At 71.0% G+C, this 17,931-nt stretch carries 17 protein-coding genes; 13 read left to right on the forward strand and 4 right to left on the reverse strand.

All coding sequences use genetic code 11. From position 1 onward, the window contains the following. Positions 1-93: 93 nt before the first annotated feature. Positions 94-606, reverse strand: a complete 513-nt coding sequence (locus tag AB0F52_RS42635; protein ID WP_360183579.1) for a DUF899 family protein — start codon at positions 604-606, stop codon at positions 94-96. A 149-nt stretch (positions 607-755) separates the two neighbouring features. Here AB0F52_RS42635 and AB0F52_RS42640 point away from each other — a divergent pair, with 149 nt between their 5' ends. After that, positions 756-1,376, forward strand: a complete 621-nt coding sequence (locus AB0F52_RS42640) for an L-threonylcarbamoyladenylate synthase (protein ID WP_103343279.1) — start codon at positions 756-758, stop codon at positions 1,374-1,376. Between the two features lie 152 nt (positions 1,377-1,528). On the opposite strand, the gene AB0F52_RS42645 is transcribed toward AB0F52_RS42640, so the two are convergent. Next, positions 1,529-2,227, reverse strand: coding sequence for a maleylpyruvate isomerase family mycothiol-dependent enzyme (locus AB0F52_RS42645; RefSeq protein WP_360183582.1), 699 nt, complete (start codon positions 2,225-2,227; stop codon positions 1,529-1,531). Between the two features lie 137 nt (positions 2,228-2,364). Here AB0F52_RS42645 and AB0F52_RS42650 point away from each other — a divergent pair, with 137 nt between their 5' ends. Beyond that, positions 2,365-2,754 carry a YciI family protein gene (locus tag AB0F52_RS42650; RefSeq protein ID WP_360183584.1) on the forward strand — a complete coding sequence of 130 codons (390 nt, stop codon included), beginning with the start codon at positions 2,365-2,367 and terminating at the stop codon, positions 2,752-2,754. Further along, entirely contained in the window at positions 2,751-3,992 is a 1,242-nt protein-coding gene (locus tag AB0F52_RS42655) for a DUF6596 domain-containing protein (protein ID WP_360183586.1), read from the forward strand. The genes AB0F52_RS42650 and AB0F52_RS42655 overlap by 4 nt, the downstream gene beginning before the upstream one ends. A gap of 27 nt (positions 3,993-4,019) precedes the next feature. On the opposite strand, the gene AB0F52_RS42660 is transcribed toward AB0F52_RS42655, so the two are convergent. Both AB0F52_RS42660 and AB0F52_RS42665 read right to left on the reverse strand, forming a co-directional pair. Next, positions 4,020-4,715: a winged helix-turn-helix transcriptional regulator gene (locus AB0F52_RS42660; protein WP_360183588.1), complete on the reverse strand. Its 696-nt coding sequence runs from the start codon at positions 4,713-4,715 to the stop codon at positions 4,020-4,022. Positions 4,716-4,762: 47 nt separating this feature from the next. Further along, positions 4,763-5,551 (reverse strand): AfsR/SARP family transcriptional regulator, encoded by a 789-nt coding sequence (locus AB0F52_RS42665; RefSeq protein ID WP_360183590.1) that lies wholly within the window; start codon positions 5,549-5,551, stop codon positions 4,763-4,765. A gap of 541 nt (positions 5,552-6,092) precedes the next feature. Between AB0F52_RS42665 and AB0F52_RS42670 the strand changes: the two genes are divergently transcribed. From AB0F52_RS42670 to AB0F52_RS42715, 10 genes are all read left to right on the forward strand, one after another. Continuing rightward, entirely contained in the window at positions 6,093-6,992 is a 900-nt protein-coding gene (locus AB0F52_RS42670) for an AraC family transcriptional regulator (RefSeq protein WP_360183592.1), read from the forward strand. 33 nt (positions 6,993-7,025) lie between these two features. Then, entirely contained in the window at positions 7,026-8,021 is a 996-nt protein-coding gene (locus tag AB0F52_RS42675) for a DUF1702 family protein (RefSeq protein WP_360183594.1), read from the forward strand. Between the two features lie 106 nt (positions 8,022-8,127). Next, positions 8,128-9,111 carry a DUF1702 family protein gene (locus AB0F52_RS42680; protein ID WP_360183596.1) on the forward strand — a complete coding sequence of 328 codons (984 nt, stop codon included), beginning with the start codon at positions 8,128-8,130 and terminating at the stop codon, positions 9,109-9,111. Then, the gene (locus tag AB0F52_RS42685) at positions 9,108-11,081 is read left to right on the forward strand and encodes a VCBS repeat-containing protein (protein WP_360183598.1); all 1,974 of its coding nucleotides are present in this window, start codon (positions 9,108-9,110) and stop codon (positions 11,079-11,081) included. Before AB0F52_RS42680 ends, AB0F52_RS42685 begins: the two co-directional genes overlap by 4 nt. A gap of 4 nt (positions 11,082-11,085) precedes the next feature. Next, complete coding sequence (locus AB0F52_RS42690; RefSeq protein ID WP_360183600.1) at positions 11,086-12,096, forward strand: enediyne biosynthesis protein; 1,011 nt, start codon at positions 11,086-11,088, stop codon at positions 12,094-12,096. After that, a complete protein-coding gene (locus AB0F52_RS42695; RefSeq protein WP_360183602.1) occupies positions 12,093-13,466 on the forward strand; it encodes a cytochrome P450 in 1,374 nt (457 codons plus the stop codon). Before AB0F52_RS42690 ends, AB0F52_RS42695 begins: the two co-directional genes overlap by 4 nt. A 33-nt stretch (positions 13,467-13,499) precedes the next feature. Beyond that, entirely contained in the window at positions 13,500-14,069 is a 570-nt protein-coding gene (locus AB0F52_RS42700; RefSeq protein WP_360183604.1) for a DUF5987 family protein, read from the forward strand. Then, the gene (locus AB0F52_RS42705; protein ID WP_103343290.1) at positions 14,066-15,718 is read left to right on the forward strand and encodes a GMC family oxidoreductase; all 1,653 of its coding nucleotides are present in this window, start codon (positions 14,066-14,068) and stop codon (positions 15,716-15,718) included. Before AB0F52_RS42700 ends, AB0F52_RS42705 begins: the two co-directional genes overlap by 4 nt. Before the next feature lie 155 nt (positions 15,719-15,873). After that, positions 15,874-16,944, forward strand: a complete 1,071-nt coding sequence (locus AB0F52_RS42710) for a carboxymuconolactone decarboxylase family protein (protein WP_360183606.1) — start codon at positions 15,874-15,876, stop codon at positions 16,942-16,944. 80 nt (positions 16,945-17,024) lie between these two features. Continuing rightward, on the forward strand, positions 17,025-17,822 hold the full coding sequence (locus AB0F52_RS42715) for a TIGR03084 family metal-binding protein (RefSeq protein ID WP_360183608.1): 798 nt from the start codon (positions 17,025-17,027) through the stop codon (positions 17,820-17,822). Positions 17,823-17,931: the final 109 nt, after the last annotated feature.

Consider the following 17,931-nt stretch of genomic DNA (forward strand, 5'->3'; position numbering starts at 1 on the left):
CGGGCTTCCCGCGCCGGCCGGTCGGTGTCATCCCATGGAAACACGCGGGAAGCGCGTTCGCGCGATGGCCGGGCCGGGTGACGCAGCGCCGGTTCAGCGCAGGCGCGGGCCGCCGGCCACGCCCGCGAGGCAGAGAAAATCCAGATATGGCACGGCGACCGAGCCGAGGTGCTGCACGAAACCGCCGTCCATCCGGAAGAAACTCAGCCCGGGCGCGTCTTCCCGGTCGTCGCAGCCGGTCCCGGCGAGGTACCGCGTCGCGGGGAAGTCCGAGCCGAACGCCGTGCTCAGGGCGGAGTACGCCGCCAGGTCCCAGCCGAAGTGGGCGCCGTACTGCGCGAGCTTCGCGTACGGGGCGTGAGAAACCAGCACCAGCCGCGTGCCGGCGGCGTGCATGGCCTCGGCGAGCTCGGCGGGTGCCACAGCGGCGCCCGGACGGGCGCGGTCGGGCACCCGGTGGTGGACGGCGAGCCGCCGGCAGCCGGCGAACAGCCCGGCCAGGTCCACCTCGCCCCCGGGGCCGGCGAAGCGGTAGTCCTCCGCCGGCACGACGCGGGGCCGGGCCAGCGGCGGGCGGGTGCGGTCGGGCAGCGCCAGTCCGTTCACGGTCGCCTCCTCGGAAAGCACAAGGGTCTGTCCGGATTATGCGGTCGCGGCCGGAGCGCCGTCACCGTCCGGGACGGTTCTGAGCACTGTGGAAGACGCGGGCGGGGTCACCGGGCGTCGCGGTCGGACCGAGGCCTAGGCTCGCGGTCATGGCCAGGTACTTCGACGTCCACCCGGACAACCCCCAGCGGCGCACCGTCGGCCAGATCGCGGAGCTGGTGCGCCAGGACGGCCTGATCGCCTATCCGACGGACTCCTGCTACGCGCTGGGCTGCCGGCTCGACAACCCGCAGGGGCTCGACCGGATCCGGGCGATCCGCCGGCTCGACCGGCGGCACCACTTCACCCTCGTCTGCGAGAACTTCGCGCAGCTCGGGCAGTTCGTGCACGTCGACAACGCGGTGTTCCGCGCGATCAAGGCCGCGACCCCGGGCAGCTACACGTTCATCCTGCCGGCGACCAAGGAGGTGCCGCGGCGGCTGATGCACGAGAAGAAGAAGACCGTGGGCGTGCGCATCCCGGAGCACGTCGTCGCCCAGGCCCTGCTCGCGGAGCTCGGCGAGCCGCTCGTGTCGAGCACGCTGCTCCTGCCGGACGTGCCCGAGCCGCTCACCCAGGGGTGGGAGATCAAAGAGGAGCTCGACCACGTCCTCGACGCGGTCGTCGACTCCGGCGACTGCGGCGTCGAGCCCACCACGGTGGTGGACTTCTCGTCGGGGGAAGCCGAGATCGTCCGCCGTGGAGCCGGGGACCCCGCCCGCTTCGAGTGACGCTCCCCGGAACCGGCCCGGTCAGTGCGGACTTCCGGCCGCGGCGACGTAGTGAATGAGTCATTCACCTCGTCCGACGCCATGAATGACTCATTCATGTCGTCGGACCAGCCGCCGCCAGGAGGCTGTCAACGAACCTCGGACGCGCGACACTAGTCCGCTTCGGATGTCCAAAATGGATTGTGCCGCGCCCGCGCCAGTTCCGCCCAGCGGGTGGCCTCGCCCGCGGTGGTGACGGCCAGCCGGGCGGGCGGGCGGCGGCCGGTGAACAGCAGGCAGAAGTCTTCCGCGGGGCCGGTCACCCGGTCCGCCGCGTCGGCCGGGCCGAACTCCCACCGCGTGCCGGACGGCGCCGTGAGCTCGAAGCGGAACGGTGCCGCGGGTGGCGGGCCGTGCCCGGTGTAGGCGTCGTCGCGGGTGCGCACGCCGTAGTAGGCGACGTGGCCGACGCTGTCGTTGCGGGGCAGGCGGACGCCGAGGACGTCGGCGATGTCCTGACCGCGGGCGAACACCGCGGTGAGCAGGGCGGCCGCGAGCACGGACGGCCGCACCGGGCCGCCCGGCCAGTCGATTTCCCCGTCCGCGGCGGCCAGCAGCTCGGTCGCCTTCCGGTGCTCCGAACGCCAGCCCAGGACGGCGTCCCCGAGCGTCCCCGAGGCGGTGATGGACGGGGCCGAGGCGCTGTCCTCGCCTTCGACGCTCAGCACCACCCGCCTGGCCACGACGGTGAGCTCGGCGAGGTGGCCGGTGATCACCCGGCCGTCGGGCAGCAGCACCTTCTCCTCGTGCTCGCGGACGAGCTCCGCGAGGGTGTCCGCCTCGGTACCGAGGTCGGCGTGCACGTCCTGCATGGGGCCTCCCTCCGGACGATGATCGAATGCCCGGATCTCGATGCTCCCGCCGGGGCGCGCCCGGCGACCACTCACAGGTTGCGGTGCCGGATCGGCTATGTTGCCACCAGGGCCAGCCGAACGCGGGGAGCCGTATTTTGAAGTACCTCTTGGCGATGTACATGAACCCGGAAGTTTGGGACGGCTTGTCCGAGCAGGACAAGGACGACGTCATGACCGGCCACGGCGAGTTCATCCGCCGCATCCGCGAGTCCGGCGAGATGATCAGCACCCAGGCGCTCGACGCGCCGGCCAAGAGCGCCGTGGTGCGGGTGAAGAACGGGATGCCGGCGATCACCGACGGCCCGTTCGCCGAGTCGAAGGAGTTCCTCGCGGGCTACTACCTCGTCGAGTGCGCCAGCCAGGAGCGGGCGTACGAGGTGGCCGCGATGATCCCGGACGCGAAGATCGACGGGCTCGGCATCGAGGTCCGCCCGGTGGTGTTCTTCGCCGACTCGGAGACCGAATCCGAGGTCGTCGGCGGGTGAGCGGGCCGGCGGACGTGGGCGAGCTGCTCCGGCCGCTGGTGCCGCGGGTGCTCGGCGTCCTCGTGCGCCGCTACGGCCAGTTCGACGCGTGCGAGGACGCGGTGCAGGAGGCGCTGCTCGCCGCTTCCGAGCAGTGGCCGGGCGAAGGCGTGCCGGACAACCCGCACGGCTGGCTCGTGGCCGTCGCGGCCCGCCGGCTCACCGACCACTGGCGCAGCGAAAGCGCGCGCCGCCGCCGGGAAGAGTCCGTCGCGGCGCGGGAACCCGCGGACGCCGCCGCGGTCGCCGGCCCCGGGGAGCAGCGCGCGCCCGACCGCGACGACACGCTGACGCTGCTGTTCCTGTGCTGCCACCCCGCGGTCTCGCCGCCGTCGCAGGTGGCGCTCACCCTCCGCGCGGTGGGCGGCCTGACGACCGCCCAGGTCGCCAAGGCGTTCCTCGTGCCGGAAGCCACGATGACCCGGCGCATCACGCGCGCCAAGGAAAGCATCGCGGCTGCCGGATCGACGTTCGGCGAACCGGCACCGGCGGAGTACGCCGGGCGGCTGTCGGTCGTGCTCCAGGTGCTCTACCTGATCTTCAACGAGGGGTACACCGCGACGTCCGGGACGGAGCTGCGGGTGCCGGCGCTCGCGCGGGAGGCGATCCGGCTGACCCGGGCGGTGCACGCGCTGCGCCCGGACGACGGCGAGGTGGCCGGGCTGCTCGCGCTCATGCTGCTCACCGACGCCCGCCGGGACGCCCGGGACGGGCCGGACGGGACGCTGGTGCCGCTGGCCGAGCAGGACCGCGGCCGCTGGGACCGCGCGATGGTCGCCGAAGGCGCCGCGCTCATCGGCCGGGTGCTGGGGCGGGGTCCGGTCGGGGCGTACCAGGTCCAGGCGGCGATCGCGGCGCTGCACGACGCGGCGCCGAGCGCGGAGAGCACCGACTGGGTGCAGATCACGCAGCTCTACGAGGTGCTGCAGGAACTCGCGCCCAGTGCCGTGGTCACGTTGAACCAGGCGATCGCGGTGGCCATGGTCGAAGGCCCGGCCCGCGGGCTGGAGCTGCTGGACTCCATCGCGGAGGACGGCCGGATGAAGCAGAGCCACCGCTTCGACGCCGTGCGCGCACACCTGCTGGAGCAGGCCGGCGAGCCCGAAGCCGCCCGCGAGCACTACCGCCGCGCGGCGCGGCGCACGGCGAGCCTGCCCGAGCGGCGGTACCTCGAGGAGCGCGCCGAACACCTCGGCTGAGTCCCCGCCCTGGGGCCAGCGCAGGACTCAGCGCAGGACGATGCCCGCCTCGGGTTCCGGCGCGGTTTTCAGCTGGAACAGCCGGGCGAACAGTTCGAGGTCGCCGAGGTCGCCCTCGATCGAAAGCCGGCCGGAGCGCACCGCTTCCGCCGGGCTCGCCTGGCCGCTCATGAGGTCCAGCAGCGCCGGACCCTGGCCGCACCGGATGACCAGGTCGGCGTCGGCGTGGCGGCCTTCGGACACCTCGAGCGAGCCGTCGTCGACGACGGCCCGCAGGACCATCTTGCCGGGGTAGTGGATCTCGTAGGTGACCCGGAGGCCGGCCGCGGCCTCACCCCGGAACGTCGTGTAGAGCGAGAGGATCGCCGCGTCCAGCGTGACGACGTCGCCGGAGGCGAGCCGGCTGAGCGACCGCGCGCCCCACAGGCCGAGGTCCAGCAGGACCCGGTCGAGCTCGCTCCCGTAATCGGTGAGCTCGTAGACCAGACCGGCGTCGAGGTCGGGGCGGACGCGGCGGCGGACCACCCCGGACGCCTCCAGCTCGTTGAGCCGGGCGGAGAGCATGCTCGGCGGGATCCTGGGCAGGCCCGCCTTCAACTGGGTGTAGCGCTTCGGGCCGAGGACGAGGTCGCGCACGATGAGCAGGGCCCAGCGTTCCCCGACGAGCTCCAGCGCGCGGGCCAGTCCGCAGAACTGACCGTAGGTTCGGGTGGGTAGCGTCACGGTTCCTCACTTCGGGCAGGTGGTCGGTCGGTCCGGGCGGCGAGGCTTCAGCTGTGGTCGCCTTCGGAGATGAGGTCGTGGTGCAGGATCTGCAGATCGGCGCACGGCTCGACGCCGAGCTCTTCGCTGAGCCGCTTCCGCAGCGTGCGGTAGACGAGCATCGCGTCGGACCGGCGGCCGCTGCGGCCCAGTACCCGCATGAGCTGGCCGTGCAGCGCTTCGTCGAGGGGGTTCCCCGCCGTCACCGCGCGCAGTTCCCCGATCAGCTCGCGGTGGTGCCCGCTGGCGATCTCGGCTTCGAAGAGCATGTGCATCGTCGTGCGTCGCTGCTCCAGCAGCTCGACGGTGTACGGGAGGAGCATCGGACCCGAGGGGACGTTGGCCAGCGGCGGCCCGGTCCACACGTCGAGCGCGGAGCGGAACCGCTCCACGGCCGCGGCGTACTGCTCCTCGCGCAGCAGCTCCTGGCCTTCCTGGTGCAGCTGCCCGAACTGGAAGACGTCGACCTGGGCCGGGTCGATCCGCAAGACGTACCCGGGTGCCTTGGTTTCCAGCAACGAGCCGAGGCCGTGCTCGTCGAGGCAGCGGCGCAGGTGGTAGACGTAGGTGTGCATGGTGGTCCGCATGGTGCGCGGCGGCTTGTCGGCCCACAGCTCCTGGGCGATCGCGTCGGCGTGCACCATCTTGCCGGGCCGCAGCACCAGCAAGGCCAGCAGCTGCAGGAGTTTCGGCGTGGTCGGGGCGTAGTCAACGCCGTCGCGCACCAGGGCCAGCGGGCCGAGCACGGTGAACCCGGTGTCGCTCCGGAGCCCTTGCTCGAGACCGTCCGGAACCATGACCGGGCCGTCCGCTAGATTTTTCGTTGAGTACATGTCGGGCGCCTCCAGTAAGACCCGTCGTGTTTCCCAAGCTCCCCAGTGAAGCCGTACCGGCCGCGGGCCTTTCTGTTCTCGACAGTGTCAGACGCGGCGGTGCCCAGCCAGTGACCCGTCCACCAGAGTCGAGATGTGTTTCTCCGGGCGGTCCCGTGCGCCCCGCACTTCCTGCGGGGGGCGCCACGCACGCCCGCCGGCCGGGAACGCCGAGGTAAAACCGCAGGTCCTGATCTTCCCCGTAGCCGTGAGAACGTCGATTGTGGTCGCTCTCACGCGCCGCGCGCACAGGTGCGTCGTACCGCGGTATTCGGCGGTCACGCGGCGGGTATGCGTTTCACACATTGCCGTCCGGGACCTCCGCACAGGGGCCCAGAACGGCCCCGCCGGCCCTCCATCGGAGATCGATCGGACCGCAAGGCACGGCGTCTTACCTGGCTAAGTAGGAAATTGACGTCGTTGCGAATTCGAGGTAGTTCTGATGATCTTGCGATCGGTTGCGTCCATGAGTGCCGAGATCGCGTCGTCGGCAGGTGCGGAGCGAACTGGCCGGGAGGCGGAACCGGCCCGGGGCAAGGCCGTGCCGCCCGCCGTGCTCCGCGCGATCGAACTGATCCTCGAGCGGTACTTCGAGCCCATCACGCTGTCGGCCCTGGCGTCCGAGGTGTACGTCAGCCCGTTCCACTTCTCCCGGATCTTCGCCAAGGCGACGGGGGTGACGCCGGGCCGGTTCCTCACCGCGGTGCGGTTGTTCGAAGCGAAACGGCTGCTCCTGACGACGTCGCTCACGGTGTCGGACATCGTCTGCAGCGTCGGGTACAGCAGCGTGGGCACGTTCACCAGCCGCTTCCTGCGCTCGGTCGGGATGACCCCGACCGCGTACCGGGACCCGGAAGTCGGCGAGCTGCTGGTGGCGCACTCCGCCCACTTCCAGCGGTTGCCGTCGCTGCGGTCCCTGCGCGAGGCCGGCAGCATGCGGCCGTCCCTGCCGGCCGGCGGCGGGCGGCTCACCGTGCGGTTGCGGATGCCGCCGGAGGCCGCGCGGGCCAACGTGCTCGTCGGTGTCTTCGCCGACGCGGTCCCGCAGAGCAGCCCGGTGGCCTTCGGTGGTGTGGCGGACGCGCTGTCCACCGACCTGACCATCGACGGCGTGCCCGAAGGCAGCTGGACGGTGAACGCGGTGGCCGACCACGGCGCGGTCCGCGACGTCCACGCCGGCCCGGCCTTCACCATCGCCTCGGCGCCGGTAACCGTGACGGGGTTCGAACCGGCCGAAGTCACGATGCGGCTGCACCCGCCGTCCCTGACCGACCCGCCGGTCGCCGTCACCTTGGCTTCGCACCAGTCGCCGGCGGGAGAGCGGGTCTTGCCGGCCCAGCGGTCGCACCTGCACGCGGTCGCCTGATCGTCCCGACAACCGACAACCAGAAGGATTCCGATGTCGACTTTCCTGGGTGTCCTGCGCAAGCGCGTACTGGCGCCGCCACTGGCCTCCGTCGGTTTCGCCGAACGCGGCTTCCCGGTCACGCACACCGACGCGACGGCCCGGCTGGAGGCGGTTCCGCAAGCGGTGGTGTGCGGGTTCGAATGGGCCGTCGAAGGCGCCTCGCTGTGGGAGATCGAGCGCCGTCTCGCGCTCGTCGAGCCGGAGCAGCGCGGATTCGCCTACGAGGGCGCGACGATGGGCTACACCATCCTCGACGCCATGCCGGGCGGCGGCCGCGACCGCACCCGGGCGCTGCTGGAAGGGCCGGGGCGCCCGCACATCTTCCTGACCTACATCGGGATCGGCTTCGCGATGGCGCGGCTGCCCCGTCCACTGTGGAAGAACGTCCTGCCCGAGCTGACCGGGGTGGCGCACCACCCCGTGATGAGCTGGCTCGCCGTCGACGGCTACGGCTTCGACCGCGCCTACTTCGACACGGACAAGTGGATCGGCGAGCAGGCGGAGCCGGAGCCCTACCCGTGGGCGGGGCGTCCCGAATATTTCGCCCGGGCCTTCGACCAGGGCGTGGGCCGCGCGCTGTGGTTCATCCACGGCGGGAACCCGGACGCCGTCGCCGCCGCGGTCGGGCGCTTCGCCGAACACCGCCGGGCCGACCTGTGGAGCGGGGTCGGGCTCGCCGCGACGTTCGCCGGCGGGGCCGACCAGCACGGGCTGGGCCGGCTGCGCCAGGGGGCCGGGGAGTACTTCGACGAGCTCGCCCTCGGCGTCGTGTTCGCGGTGAAAGCACGGACGTACGCCGGCCACATCCCCACCCACACCCACCTTGCGGCCGGCGTCCTCACCGACTTGACCGTGCAGGACGCGCAAAACCTCGCCGACAGCACCGAACAGGCCGACGGTGACGACGGGCCGCAGCCGCCCTACGAACTGTGGCGGGAGCGCATCCGCGCGGAGTTCCGCCCCGAAGCCCACCTGCGTGCGAGCTGAACAGCGCTCGCACGCAACCGTGGAGTAGACCGCCGAACAGCGAATCTGTGACGGTAGAAGTGAAGAGCAGAACCAAACCTTATTCGACCCGAAGGGGGAGAGTGCGTTGGGCAATGGTTGGCGCGCGTTCAGACGTCGCATCCTGACACCGGACATCTCGGAGACGTCGCTGGCGAAGCGTGGTTTCCACCGGAAGAGCCCGGCCGCTCAAGAACTGCTCGAGACGGTCGGCGAAAAGTTCCTGCTCGGTTACGCGCACGCGGTCGAGGCCCGCTCGCCCGAGCAGGCCGAGGAATGGCTGGAGCGCATTCCCCCGCAGTTCCGCGGCTTCGCCTACGAAGGTGCCGGAATGGGCTACGGCGTGCTCGACGGGCTGCCCTTCGGCAAGAGCACCAACATCGCCGAGTTCCTGGCCGGCCCGGCCGCGAAGCACGACTACATCGTCTACGTCGGGGTCGGCTGGGCGATGGCCCGCATCCCGCGGTTCACCTGGCCGAAGGCGACGGACTTCGACCCGCTGCTGCGCTGGCTGGTCCTCGACGGCTACGGCTTCCACCAGGCGTACTTCAAGACCGACTCCTACGTCCGGAACCAGTACCAGGAAAAGGATTTCCCCTGGCCGGACCGGCGGTACGACGGCTACGCGCTGCGGGCCATCGACCAGGGCATCGGCCGGGCGCTGTGGTTCGTCTGCGGCACCGACGTCTCGCTGGTGACCAAGACGATCGAGGAGTTCCCCGAGTCGCGCCACGGCGACCTCTACGCCGGGGTGGGGCTGGCCTCGACGTACGCGTGCGGTGTCTCGGCCGACGAGCTGGCGGAACTGGTCGACCGGGCCGGGATCCACCACGGGCAACTGGCGCAGGGAAGCGCTTTTGCCGCCGAAGCCCGCGTGCGTGCGGGCCTGCTGATCCCGGAGACCGAGGTCGCCACCCGCGCGATCTGCGGCCTGCCGGCCGAGCGGGCCGCCGCGATCACGCAGGAGGTCCGCCCGGCCGTCGTCGTCGACGGTGACGACGTCCCGGCGTTCGAGACCTGGCGGCAGCGGATCGCCGAAGAAGTGCTGACCCACGGAGGGAAGAAGAAATGACCACGACCTTCGGCTGGTTGCGCAAGCAGCTGGCGGGCATCGTGGCGCTGGTGCTGATCCTCGGCCTGTTCCTGGTCGCGCGGCTGCCCAGCGTCTCCGCTGCCGAGCAAGACGCGATGGCGAGCAAGTTCCACTTCACCCCGATGTCGATCGCGCTGCCCGCGGCGAAGAAATCGCAGTCGATCCGCACCGTGAACAAGGAGTACGAGAACATCTCGGCCTGGATCTCCTCGGTCGGCGCCGCGATCGCGCTCAACGACATCAGCGGCAGCGGCAAGCCCAACGACATCTGCCTGGTCGACCCGCGCAGCGACCAGGTCGTCATCACACCGACGCCGGACTCGGGCCCGCGCTACGCGCCCTTCGCGCTCGACCCCGCGCCGGCGCTGCCGACGTGGGACTACATGGCGCCGATGGGCTGCGTTCCCGGTGACTTCAACGAAGACGGCCGTACCGACCTGCTGGCCTACTACTGGGGCCGGACCCCGGTCCTGTTCATGCAGAAGGCCACTGCGACCAAGTTCGACGCGTCCGCGTTCACCCCGACCGAGCTGGTGCCCGGCGACCACCGCGGCCCGGACGGCAAGTACAGCGGTCCGCTGTGGAACACCGACTCCGCCACCATCGGCGACTTCGACGGCGACGGGCACACCGACATCTTCATCGGGAACTACTTCCCGGACAGCAAGGTCCTCGACCCGAACGCCGACGGCGGCATCACGATGAACCAGTCGATGTCGCACGCGAAGAACTCGGGCGGCAAGTACATCTACCGCTGGACCGGCGCGACCTCGGGCGCACAGCCGAGCGCGCAGTTCGCCGACGCCTCCCAGGGCATCCCGGACAGCGCGCGCTCGGGCTGGACACTGGCGTCCAGCGCGACCGACATCGACGGCGACAGCCGGCCGGAGCTCTACATCGCCAACGACTTCGGGCACGACCACATGCTGTACAACAAGTCCACGCCGGGCAACGTGAGCTTCGGCGAGGTGACCGGGGTGCGGAGCATCACGGATCCGAAGTCGAAGGTGCTGGGCAACGACTCCTTCAAGGGGATGGGCGTCGACTTCGGCGACCTCAACCACGACGGCCTCTACGACCTGTTCGTCAGCAACATCACCACGTCGTGGGGTATCGAAGAGTCGAACTTCCAGTTCATGAACACCGCGAAGAACGCCGAGGACCTGCGCAAGCAGCTGCACGACGGCGTCGCGCCGTTCCACGACGACAGCGCCGCGAACGGAACGGCGTGGTCCGGCTGGGGCTGGGACGTCAAGATCGAGGACTTCAACAACAGCGGCGAGAACCAGATCGCGCAGGCGACCGGGTTCGTCAAGGGCCAGGTCAACCGCTGGCCGAACCTGCAGGAGCTGGCCACGGCCAACGACGGCCTGCTGTCCAACCCGTTCTGGTGGCCGAACGCGCGCGCCGGTGACGACATCGGTGGTGACCAGACCCTGCACTTCTTCGTGAAGAGCTCGGACGGCCGCTACACCGACCTCGCGCCGCAGCTCGGGCTCGCGGTGCCGGTGCCCACCCGCGGCATCGGTGTCGGCGACACCGACGGTGACGGCCTGCCCGAGTTCGCGGTGGCGCGGCAGTGGGAGGAGCCGATCTTCTACCACAACGACAGCCCGAAACCCGGCAAGTTCCTCCAGCTGAAGCTGACCACCGACGCCCCGGTGGCGCCCGGCCCGCTGCCCGCGGCCGGCCCGCCCGCGATCGGTGCCCAGGCCACGGTCACGACCTCCGACGGCAAGAAGTACCTCGGCCGGGTCGACGGCAGCAGCGGGGAAGGCGGCCGGCGCAGCTTCGACGTCCAGATCGGGCTCGGGCAGAACGTCAGCGGCCCGCTCGACGTGCACCTGCAGTGGCGGGACCGGACCGGGCAGGTCCGTACGCAGGACCTGAAGCTCCAGCCGGGCTGCCACATGTACAAGCTCGGCACCACGGCGATGGAAGAGATGTGACATCATGACCAGCCCGACTCTGACCAAAGTGGACACCGCGCCACCGAAGCGGACGAACAAGGTCGTCACCGCACTGCGCCGCTTCGCCATCTCCATCACGATCTTCAACATCCTGGGCTACACCGTGCTCGGCTTCGAGCAGCCGTGGCTGTACCCGTTCCTCGCGCTGGCGACCGCGTACACCACGGAGATCGCCCTCGAGGTCATCAACGCCCGGGTGACCCACCGCGAGGTGCGGTTCCGGGGCAACGGGTTCAAGGGCCTGGTGGAGTTCCTGTTCCCGGCCCACATCACCGGGCTCGCGCTCAACATGCTCACCTACGTCAACGACCGCTGGCAGGTCATGGTGTTCGGCGTGGTCGTCGCGGTCGGCGCCAAGTGGGTCCTGCAGGCCCCGGTGTACGGCCGGATGCGGCACTACATGAACCCGTCGAACTTCGGCATCACGATCATCCTGCTGGTGTTCCCGTGGGCCAGCATCGCCCCGCCGTACCACTTCAGCGAGAAGGTGGACACCTGGGTCGGCTGGCTGATCGTCGGCATCATCCTGTTCTCGGGGACGATGCTCAACGCGATGCTCACCGGCCGGATGTTCCTGGTCGCGGGCTGGCTGATCTTCTTCGTGGTCCAGGCCGTCCTGCGTGGTGTCATCTGGGGCACCGCCATCCCCGGCGCGCTGGGGATGGCCACCGGGATCGCGTTCGTGCTCTACACGAACTACATGGTCACCGACCCGGGCACGTCGCCGTCCAAACCGGTTTCGCAGTTCGCGTTCGGAGCCGGGGTGGCGCTCACGTACGGCTTCTTCACCGCCGTGCACGTGGCCTACGGGCTGTTCCTGGCGACCGCGACCGTGTGCCTGATCCGCGGCGCCTTCCTGTGGGCGCTGCACTTCTCGAACAAGGCGCGGATCAAGTTCGAGGCCGAGCAGGCCGCGCAGAAGGTCAAGCTCGAACGCGCCCAGCCCGCCGAGCCGGCCGTCGACGAGGAGAAGCCGGGAGCTGTTGCGGCATGACGGGCCCCTCGCACGAAGCCCGGGCGGCGCGCACCGCGCCGCCCGGGCCCCCGCGCCGGGCGACCTTCCGGTTGCTGAAGCAGTTGTTCACCGACCGGCTCGCGCTCATGGGCGACAACGCCGAGGACTACGGCGACGTCGTCCGCATCGCCATCGGACCGAAGGCGATGTACCTCGTCAACCACCCGGACCTGGCGAAGCACGTCCTCGCCGACAACGCCGCGAACTACCACAAGGGCATCGGCCTGCAGGAGGCCCGCCGGGCCCTCGGCGACGGCCTGCTCACCAGCGACGGCGAGACCTGGCGCCGGCAGCGCCGGACCATCCAGCCGGTGTTCCAGCCCAAGCGGATCGCGAGCCAGGCCACGGCCATCGCGTCCGAAGTGGACAGTCTGGTGAAACGGCTGGCCGCGCACGACGGGCCGGTCGAGATCCTGCACGAGATGACCGGGCTGACGCTCGGCGTGCTGGGCAAGACCCTGCTCGACGCCGAGCTCGGCGGCTTCGACACCCTGAGCCACTCGTTCGAGGCCGTGCAGGACCAGGCCATGTTCGAGGCGGTCACGCTGAGCATGGTCCCGCAGTGGGTGCCGCTGAAGAAGCAGCTGGACTTCCGGACCGCGCGCGACGACCTGCGCCGGATCGCCGACCAGCTGGTCGACCAACGGCTCGCGAACCCGGTCGAGAACGGCGAAGACGTGCTGTCGCGGCTGATCGCCACCGGCTCCGGGGACGGCGCCTCGCGGGAACGCATGCGCGACGAGCTGATCACGTTGCTGCTGGCCGGGCACGAGACGACGGCGAGCACGCTCGGCTGGGCGTTCCACCTGATCGACGAGCACCCGGAGGTCGGCGAGCGGCTGCACGCCGAGGCCGTCGAGGTGCTCGGCGACCGGCTGCCCGGGCACGAGGACCTGCGGAAGCTGACGTACACGATGTCGGTCGTCGAAGAGGTCATGCGGCTGTACCCGCCGGTGTGGCTGCTGCCGCGGGTCGCGCAGGCCGACGACGAGATCGGCGGGTACCACGTGCCCGCCGGGTCCGACGTCGTCGTCGTGCCCTACACGCTGCACCGGCACCCGGAGTTCTGGACCGACCCCGAGCGCTTCGACCCGGGCCGGTTCACCGCGGCCGAGCGGCCGCCGCGCTACGCCTACCTCCCGTTCGGCGCCGGGCCGAGGTTCTGCATCGGCAACAGCCTCGGGGTGATGGAGGCGGTGTTCGTGCTGGCGACGGTGGCCCGCGACCTGCGCTTGCGCAAGCTGCCCGGTTACCGCGTCGAGCCCGAAGCCATGCTCTCGCTGCGGGTGCGCGGCGGGCTGCCGATGACCGTGCACGAGCGGGCGGCGGACCTGCGCCGGGCCGCATGACGTCCACTGGAACTGCGATGAGGAGGTAGGCCCGTGCCACCCGAGGCCACCGAAGAAGAACGCGTCATGAACCTGACCCTCGAGGCCTTCGCGGACACGATCGTGCCGGGGGAGAAGCGGTTCCCGGACGACCGCGCAATCGCCGGGGCCGCTCCCGGCCCGGGCTCGGTGGCGGCGGGCGCGCTCGAGCTGCTGAACTTCGACGCGACCGGCGTCACGGCCGGCCTGCCCTACCTCGCGCAGTCGGTCAACGATCACGCGAAGTCCTACGCGGGCGAGGCCGAGGTCGAACTGGACGACGACGTCCCGCCGTTCGTCGCGCTGCCGTACGAGCACCGCCGCGAGCTGGTGCGGCGGCTGACCGCGCCGGGGCACCCGGAGAAGGACGGCTGGGTCAGCCTCGCGCTGTTCTGCAACATGGCCTACGACAGCGCCGCACACCGGCACACCGCCGAGGCCATCCGCGACGGGCACCCGGGCCTGCTGGCCCTCGGGTACACCGCGCCCGACGCCGACGGCTTCTGGCGGTTCCCGCGGTACGGCTACGGCCGGAAGCTGGCCGAAATCCACCCGGACACGACGGAATCGGGGAGTCCCGCATGAGCACGGTCGAGAAGACCGACGTCGTCATCGTCGGCAGCGGATTCGGGGGGTCCATCCCCGCGTACCACCTCGCCGCGGGCGGGGCGAAGGTGACCGTGCTGGAACGCGGGCCGTGGCTGGCCGCGGACGACTACGAGCACGACTACCTGCTCGGTTCGTCCTACACCCGGGTGTTCGACTTCACCGTCGGCGACGGGATGAGCGTGCTCGGCGGCAACTGCGTCGGCGGGGGCAGCGTGGTGTACTTCGCCGCGATGCCGCGGGCGCCGAAGTTCGTCTTCGAGCGGCACGGCAGCATCGGGCACCGCATGTGGCCGCAGGCCATCTCGCGCGACTCGCTCGAGCCGTGGTACGACCGCGTCGACGAGTCGATGCCGGTGTCCACACAGGACTGGAACGACGTCTCCTACGCGGGTGGCCTGTGGGCCGCCGCCTGCAACCACTCCGGGCGCACGGCGAACCCGGCCCCGGTCGCGGTGGACAACGCCAAGTGCGTGAACTGCAACTTCATGATGGCCGGCTGCAAGTTCGACGCGAAGCGGTCGATGCTGACGAACTACCTGCCGGCGGCGTTGGCGCACGGCGCGCAGATCCGGCCGTTGCACGAGGTCCAGCGCCTGGAGCGGACCGAGGACGGCGGCTACCGCGTCCACTTCGACATCGTCGACGACGAGGACTACCGCGTCCACACCGGCAGCGGCGTGCTCGAGGCGAAGGTCGTCATCATCGCCGCGGGCGCCGGGGCCACCCCGGTGATCCTGCAGCGCTCGGAAGCCACGCTCGGGGAGATGCCGCACGGCGTCGGCCGGTACTTCTCCGGCAACGGCGAGCGGCTCAACACCGCGATCATCGACGAGGACCGCGTCCGCGAGGTGCTCGGGCTCTCCCGCGAGGACGGCCCGGTGTACTCGGCCAACCACATCGGCAAGGGCCCGACCGTCGCGAACTGGGACAAGCTCGACGGGTCGCTGCCGGAGTACGAGCGGTACTCGCTGGAGCAGCTGTACTTCCCGCCGGGCCTGGGCACCATTCTCGCCCAGGTGCCCGGCGGCGAGGAGCCGCGCTGGTTCGGGGCGGAGAAGAAGGAAATCCTCAAGCAGTGGGCCAACTGGCTCACGATCTTCCTGATGACCGAGGACGACAACGAAGGCGTCTTCGGCACCCCGCCGCCGACCGGCAACGCCTACCGGATCTCGCAGCAGATGCTCGGCCGCGGTTCGCTGCGCTACGACCCGACGGAGAACACCCGGCACGGCTGGGCGCTGGCGGACGCCGACTGCAAGGCGATCATCGAGAAGGACGGCCTGGCGAAGGTCGCGCCGTGGACCAACGACGTCGTGGGTGCGTACACCGTGCACCCGCTGGCCTCGTGCCGGATCGGGGACGACCCGGCGACGTCCGCGCTGCACCCGAACCACGAGCTGCGCAACCACCCGGGCATCTTCGTCACCGACAGCGCGTCGGTGCCGGGCGCGCTGACCGTGAACCCGGCGATGACCGTCGCGGCGCTCGCCGAGCGCTCGATCCCGGGCATCGTCCGGGCGCTGCAGGACCGCGGCGTCGACGTCAAGTACGGCGCCCCGGCGCCCGACGGCTCGATCACCGGACGGCGTGCGGTGTCCAAACTGGACCTGGTCGCCGGGAACTGAGGTACGGAAACAGCCGGCACACGTGCTGGGGAAGCCGACACGCGTGATGGAGAAGCCGACACGGAGAACGCCGGCCGTGTCGACCCTTCGATCACGTGAGTCGACCCTCCCATCACGGGTGCCGGCGCTCTGATCACGCGGATCCGGGAGGACGAATGGCGCCGGGAATGGTGCGGGTCGCGTTGCGGCGGACGCTGCGGGAGGTCAAGTACGTCGAGGCCGTGCGGCCGCGGCGGGCGCGCGGGCTCGTGAAGGACGTTTACCGGCAGGTCGAGCGGGACTTCGGGATGCTCGCCCCGCCGATCGCGCTGCACTCGGCTTCGCCGGACGCGCTCGCCGCGGCGTGGCTGATGCTGCGGGAGTCGCTGGTCGCGGGCGGAGCGGCTCGCCGGGCCGACAAGGAGGTCGTCGCGGCCGCGGTGTCGGCGGCGAACTCGTGCCCGTACTGCGTCGAGGTGCACGCGATGGCGCTCGGCTCCCTGGGCGATCCGGACGCGGCGGCCGCCATCGAAGCGGACACCGTCACGGCGATCCGGGACCGGGACACGCGCGAGCTCGCGGCGTGGGCGCGGGGTGAGGGCCCGCTGCCCGCGGACGTCTCCGCGCCCGCCGCGGCCGAGCTGGCCGCCGTGGCCGTGACGTTCCACTACCTCAACCGCATGGTGAACGTGTTCCTCGGCCCGTCGCCGCTGCCGGCCTCCGTGCCGCCGTCGGCGCGGGCGAAAGCCAAGGCGGTACTGGGTTTCCTGCTCAAGCCGGGGGAGGCGCCGCCGCCCGGCGAGTCACTCGAGCTGCTGCCCGCCGCTTCCGCCGACAGCCCGGACCGGGCGTCGCCGGGCAGTGTGCTGGGCGAGGCTTTCGCGCGCGCCTCGGCGGCGATCGGGGCGGCGGGCGAACGCTCGGTGCCGGCCGGCGTGCGGGACCTCGTCCGTCGGGAAATCAAGGCCTGGGACGGAAAACCGCCCGGGCTGAGCCGGGCCTGGACCGAACCGGTGCTCGCCGAACTCCCCGCCGCCGACCGGCCGGCGGGCCGGCTCGCCCTGCTCGCCGCCCAGGCGCCGTACCAGGTCGACGCCGCCGACGTCGCGGCGTTCCGTCCGGATGGGACGGACGATCGCGCGCTGGTGGAGCTGGTGTCGTGGGCGAGTCTCACCGCGGCCGTGGCGGCCGGTGACCGGCTGCCGGTCCGCCCGCCAAGAGAAGACCCCGCCGTCCGGCGGGGGTGATGATCGGAAGGTCAGATCGCCCGCACGCAGCCGATCTGCGGGCCCACGAGAAGACGACGTATCGGGGAGAGGACAGACAGGTGAAGGACACCACTGGCGTGATCGCGGATCTGACCGCGGAGGCCGCCGAAGTCGACGCACTCGTCGCCGGCCTGAGCGAAGAGGAGTGGGACACGCCCACCCCGGCGCCGGGCTGGCACGTCCGGCACCAGATCGGGCACCTCGCGTTCATCTTCCGGATCGCCGGCCTGTCGGCGGCGCAGCCGGACGCCTTCGTCGAGATGGCCAAGGCTTCCGCCGCGGTCGGGTTCGAGAAAGCGGTCGAAGGCGCGCTGCAGGAATACATCCACGACCCGGCGGAGGTGCTCCTGGGTCGCTGGCGGGCCGAGCGCGACACGGCGATCAAGGCCCTCGCGGCCGTGCCCGGCGACCAGCTGGTGCCGTGGCTGGTCAACCCGCTGCCGCCGTACGTGCTGGCGTGCGCCGGGATGATGGAGGTGTTCGGGCACGGCCAGGACATCGCCGACGCGCTGGGTGTCCGTCCCGAGCGGACGGACCGGATCAAGCACCTGGCCGGGTTCGCCGTGCGGGTCCGGGACTTCGGCTACGAGGCGCGGAACCTGACGCCGCCGGAGGAGGAGTTCCGGTTCGAGCTCACCGCCCCTTCGGGCGCGGAGTGGACGTTCGGGCCCGCGGACGCGACCCAGCGGATCATCGGCAGTGCCGAGGACTTCTGCCTGCTCGTCACCCGGCGGCGGCACCGCTTCGACCTCGACCTGCACGCGACGGGCACGCTGGCCGACCAGTGGCTCGACATCGCCCAGGCCTATCGCGGAGCGGCGGGCGAGGGACGCCGTCCCGGCCAGTTCGATGCCTGATCCATTGTGGACAATGCGGATCCTTGTCCGGTCGTGCTGTTGATCCGGCCACCGGCAGGAACAGAAGAAGACGGTCCGCATCGCCCGGGGATGCTGGACTGAACGGCCC

This window comes from Amycolatopsis sp. NPDC024027, assembly GCF_040638975.1.
GTDB lineage: Bacteria > Actinomycetota > Actinomycetes > Mycobacteriales > Pseudonocardiaceae > Amycolatopsis.

What these genes read in the sequence shown, in the direction of transcription:
- AB0F52_RS42685 (WP_360183598.1), top strand. Translation starts at nt 9,108, where the DNA reads ATGACCACGACCTTCGGCTGGTTGCGCAAGCAGCTGGCGGGCATCGTG.
- AB0F52_RS42645 (WP_360183582.1), bottom strand. Translation starts at nt 2,227, where the DNA reads ATGCAGGACGTGCACGCCGACCTCGGTACCGAGGCGGACACCCTCGCG.
- AB0F52_RS42690 (WP_360183600.1), top strand. Translation starts at nt 11,086, where the DNA reads ATGACCAGCCCGACTCTGACCAAAGTGGACACCGCGCCACCGAAGCGG.
- AB0F52_RS42675 (WP_360183594.1), top strand. Translation starts at nt 7,026, where the DNA reads ATGTCGACTTTCCTGGGTGTCCTGCGCAAGCGCGTACTGGCGCCGCCA.
- AB0F52_RS42710 (WP_360183606.1), top strand. Translation starts at nt 15,874, where the DNA reads ATGGCGCCGGGAATGGTGCGGGTCGCGTTGCGGCGGACGCTGCGGGAG.
- AB0F52_RS42670 (WP_360183592.1), top strand. Translation starts at nt 6,093, where the DNA reads ATGAGTGCCGAGATCGCGTCGTCGGCAGGTGCGGAGCGAACTGGCCGG.
- AB0F52_RS42695 (WP_360183602.1), top strand. Translation starts at nt 12,093, where the DNA reads ATGACGGGCCCCTCGCACGAAGCCCGGGCGGCGCGCACCGCGCCGCCC.
- AB0F52_RS42705 (WP_103343290.1), top strand. Translation starts at nt 14,066, where the DNA reads ATGAGCACGGTCGAGAAGACCGACGTCGTCATCGTCGGCAGCGGATTC.
- AB0F52_RS42640 (WP_103343279.1), top strand. Translation starts at nt 756, where the DNA reads ATGGCCAGGTACTTCGACGTCCACCCGGACAACCCCCAGCGGCGCACC.
- AB0F52_RS42665 (WP_360183590.1), bottom strand. Translation starts at nt 5,551, where the DNA reads ATGGTTCCGGACGGTCTCGAGCAAGGGCTCCGGAGCGACACCGGGTTC.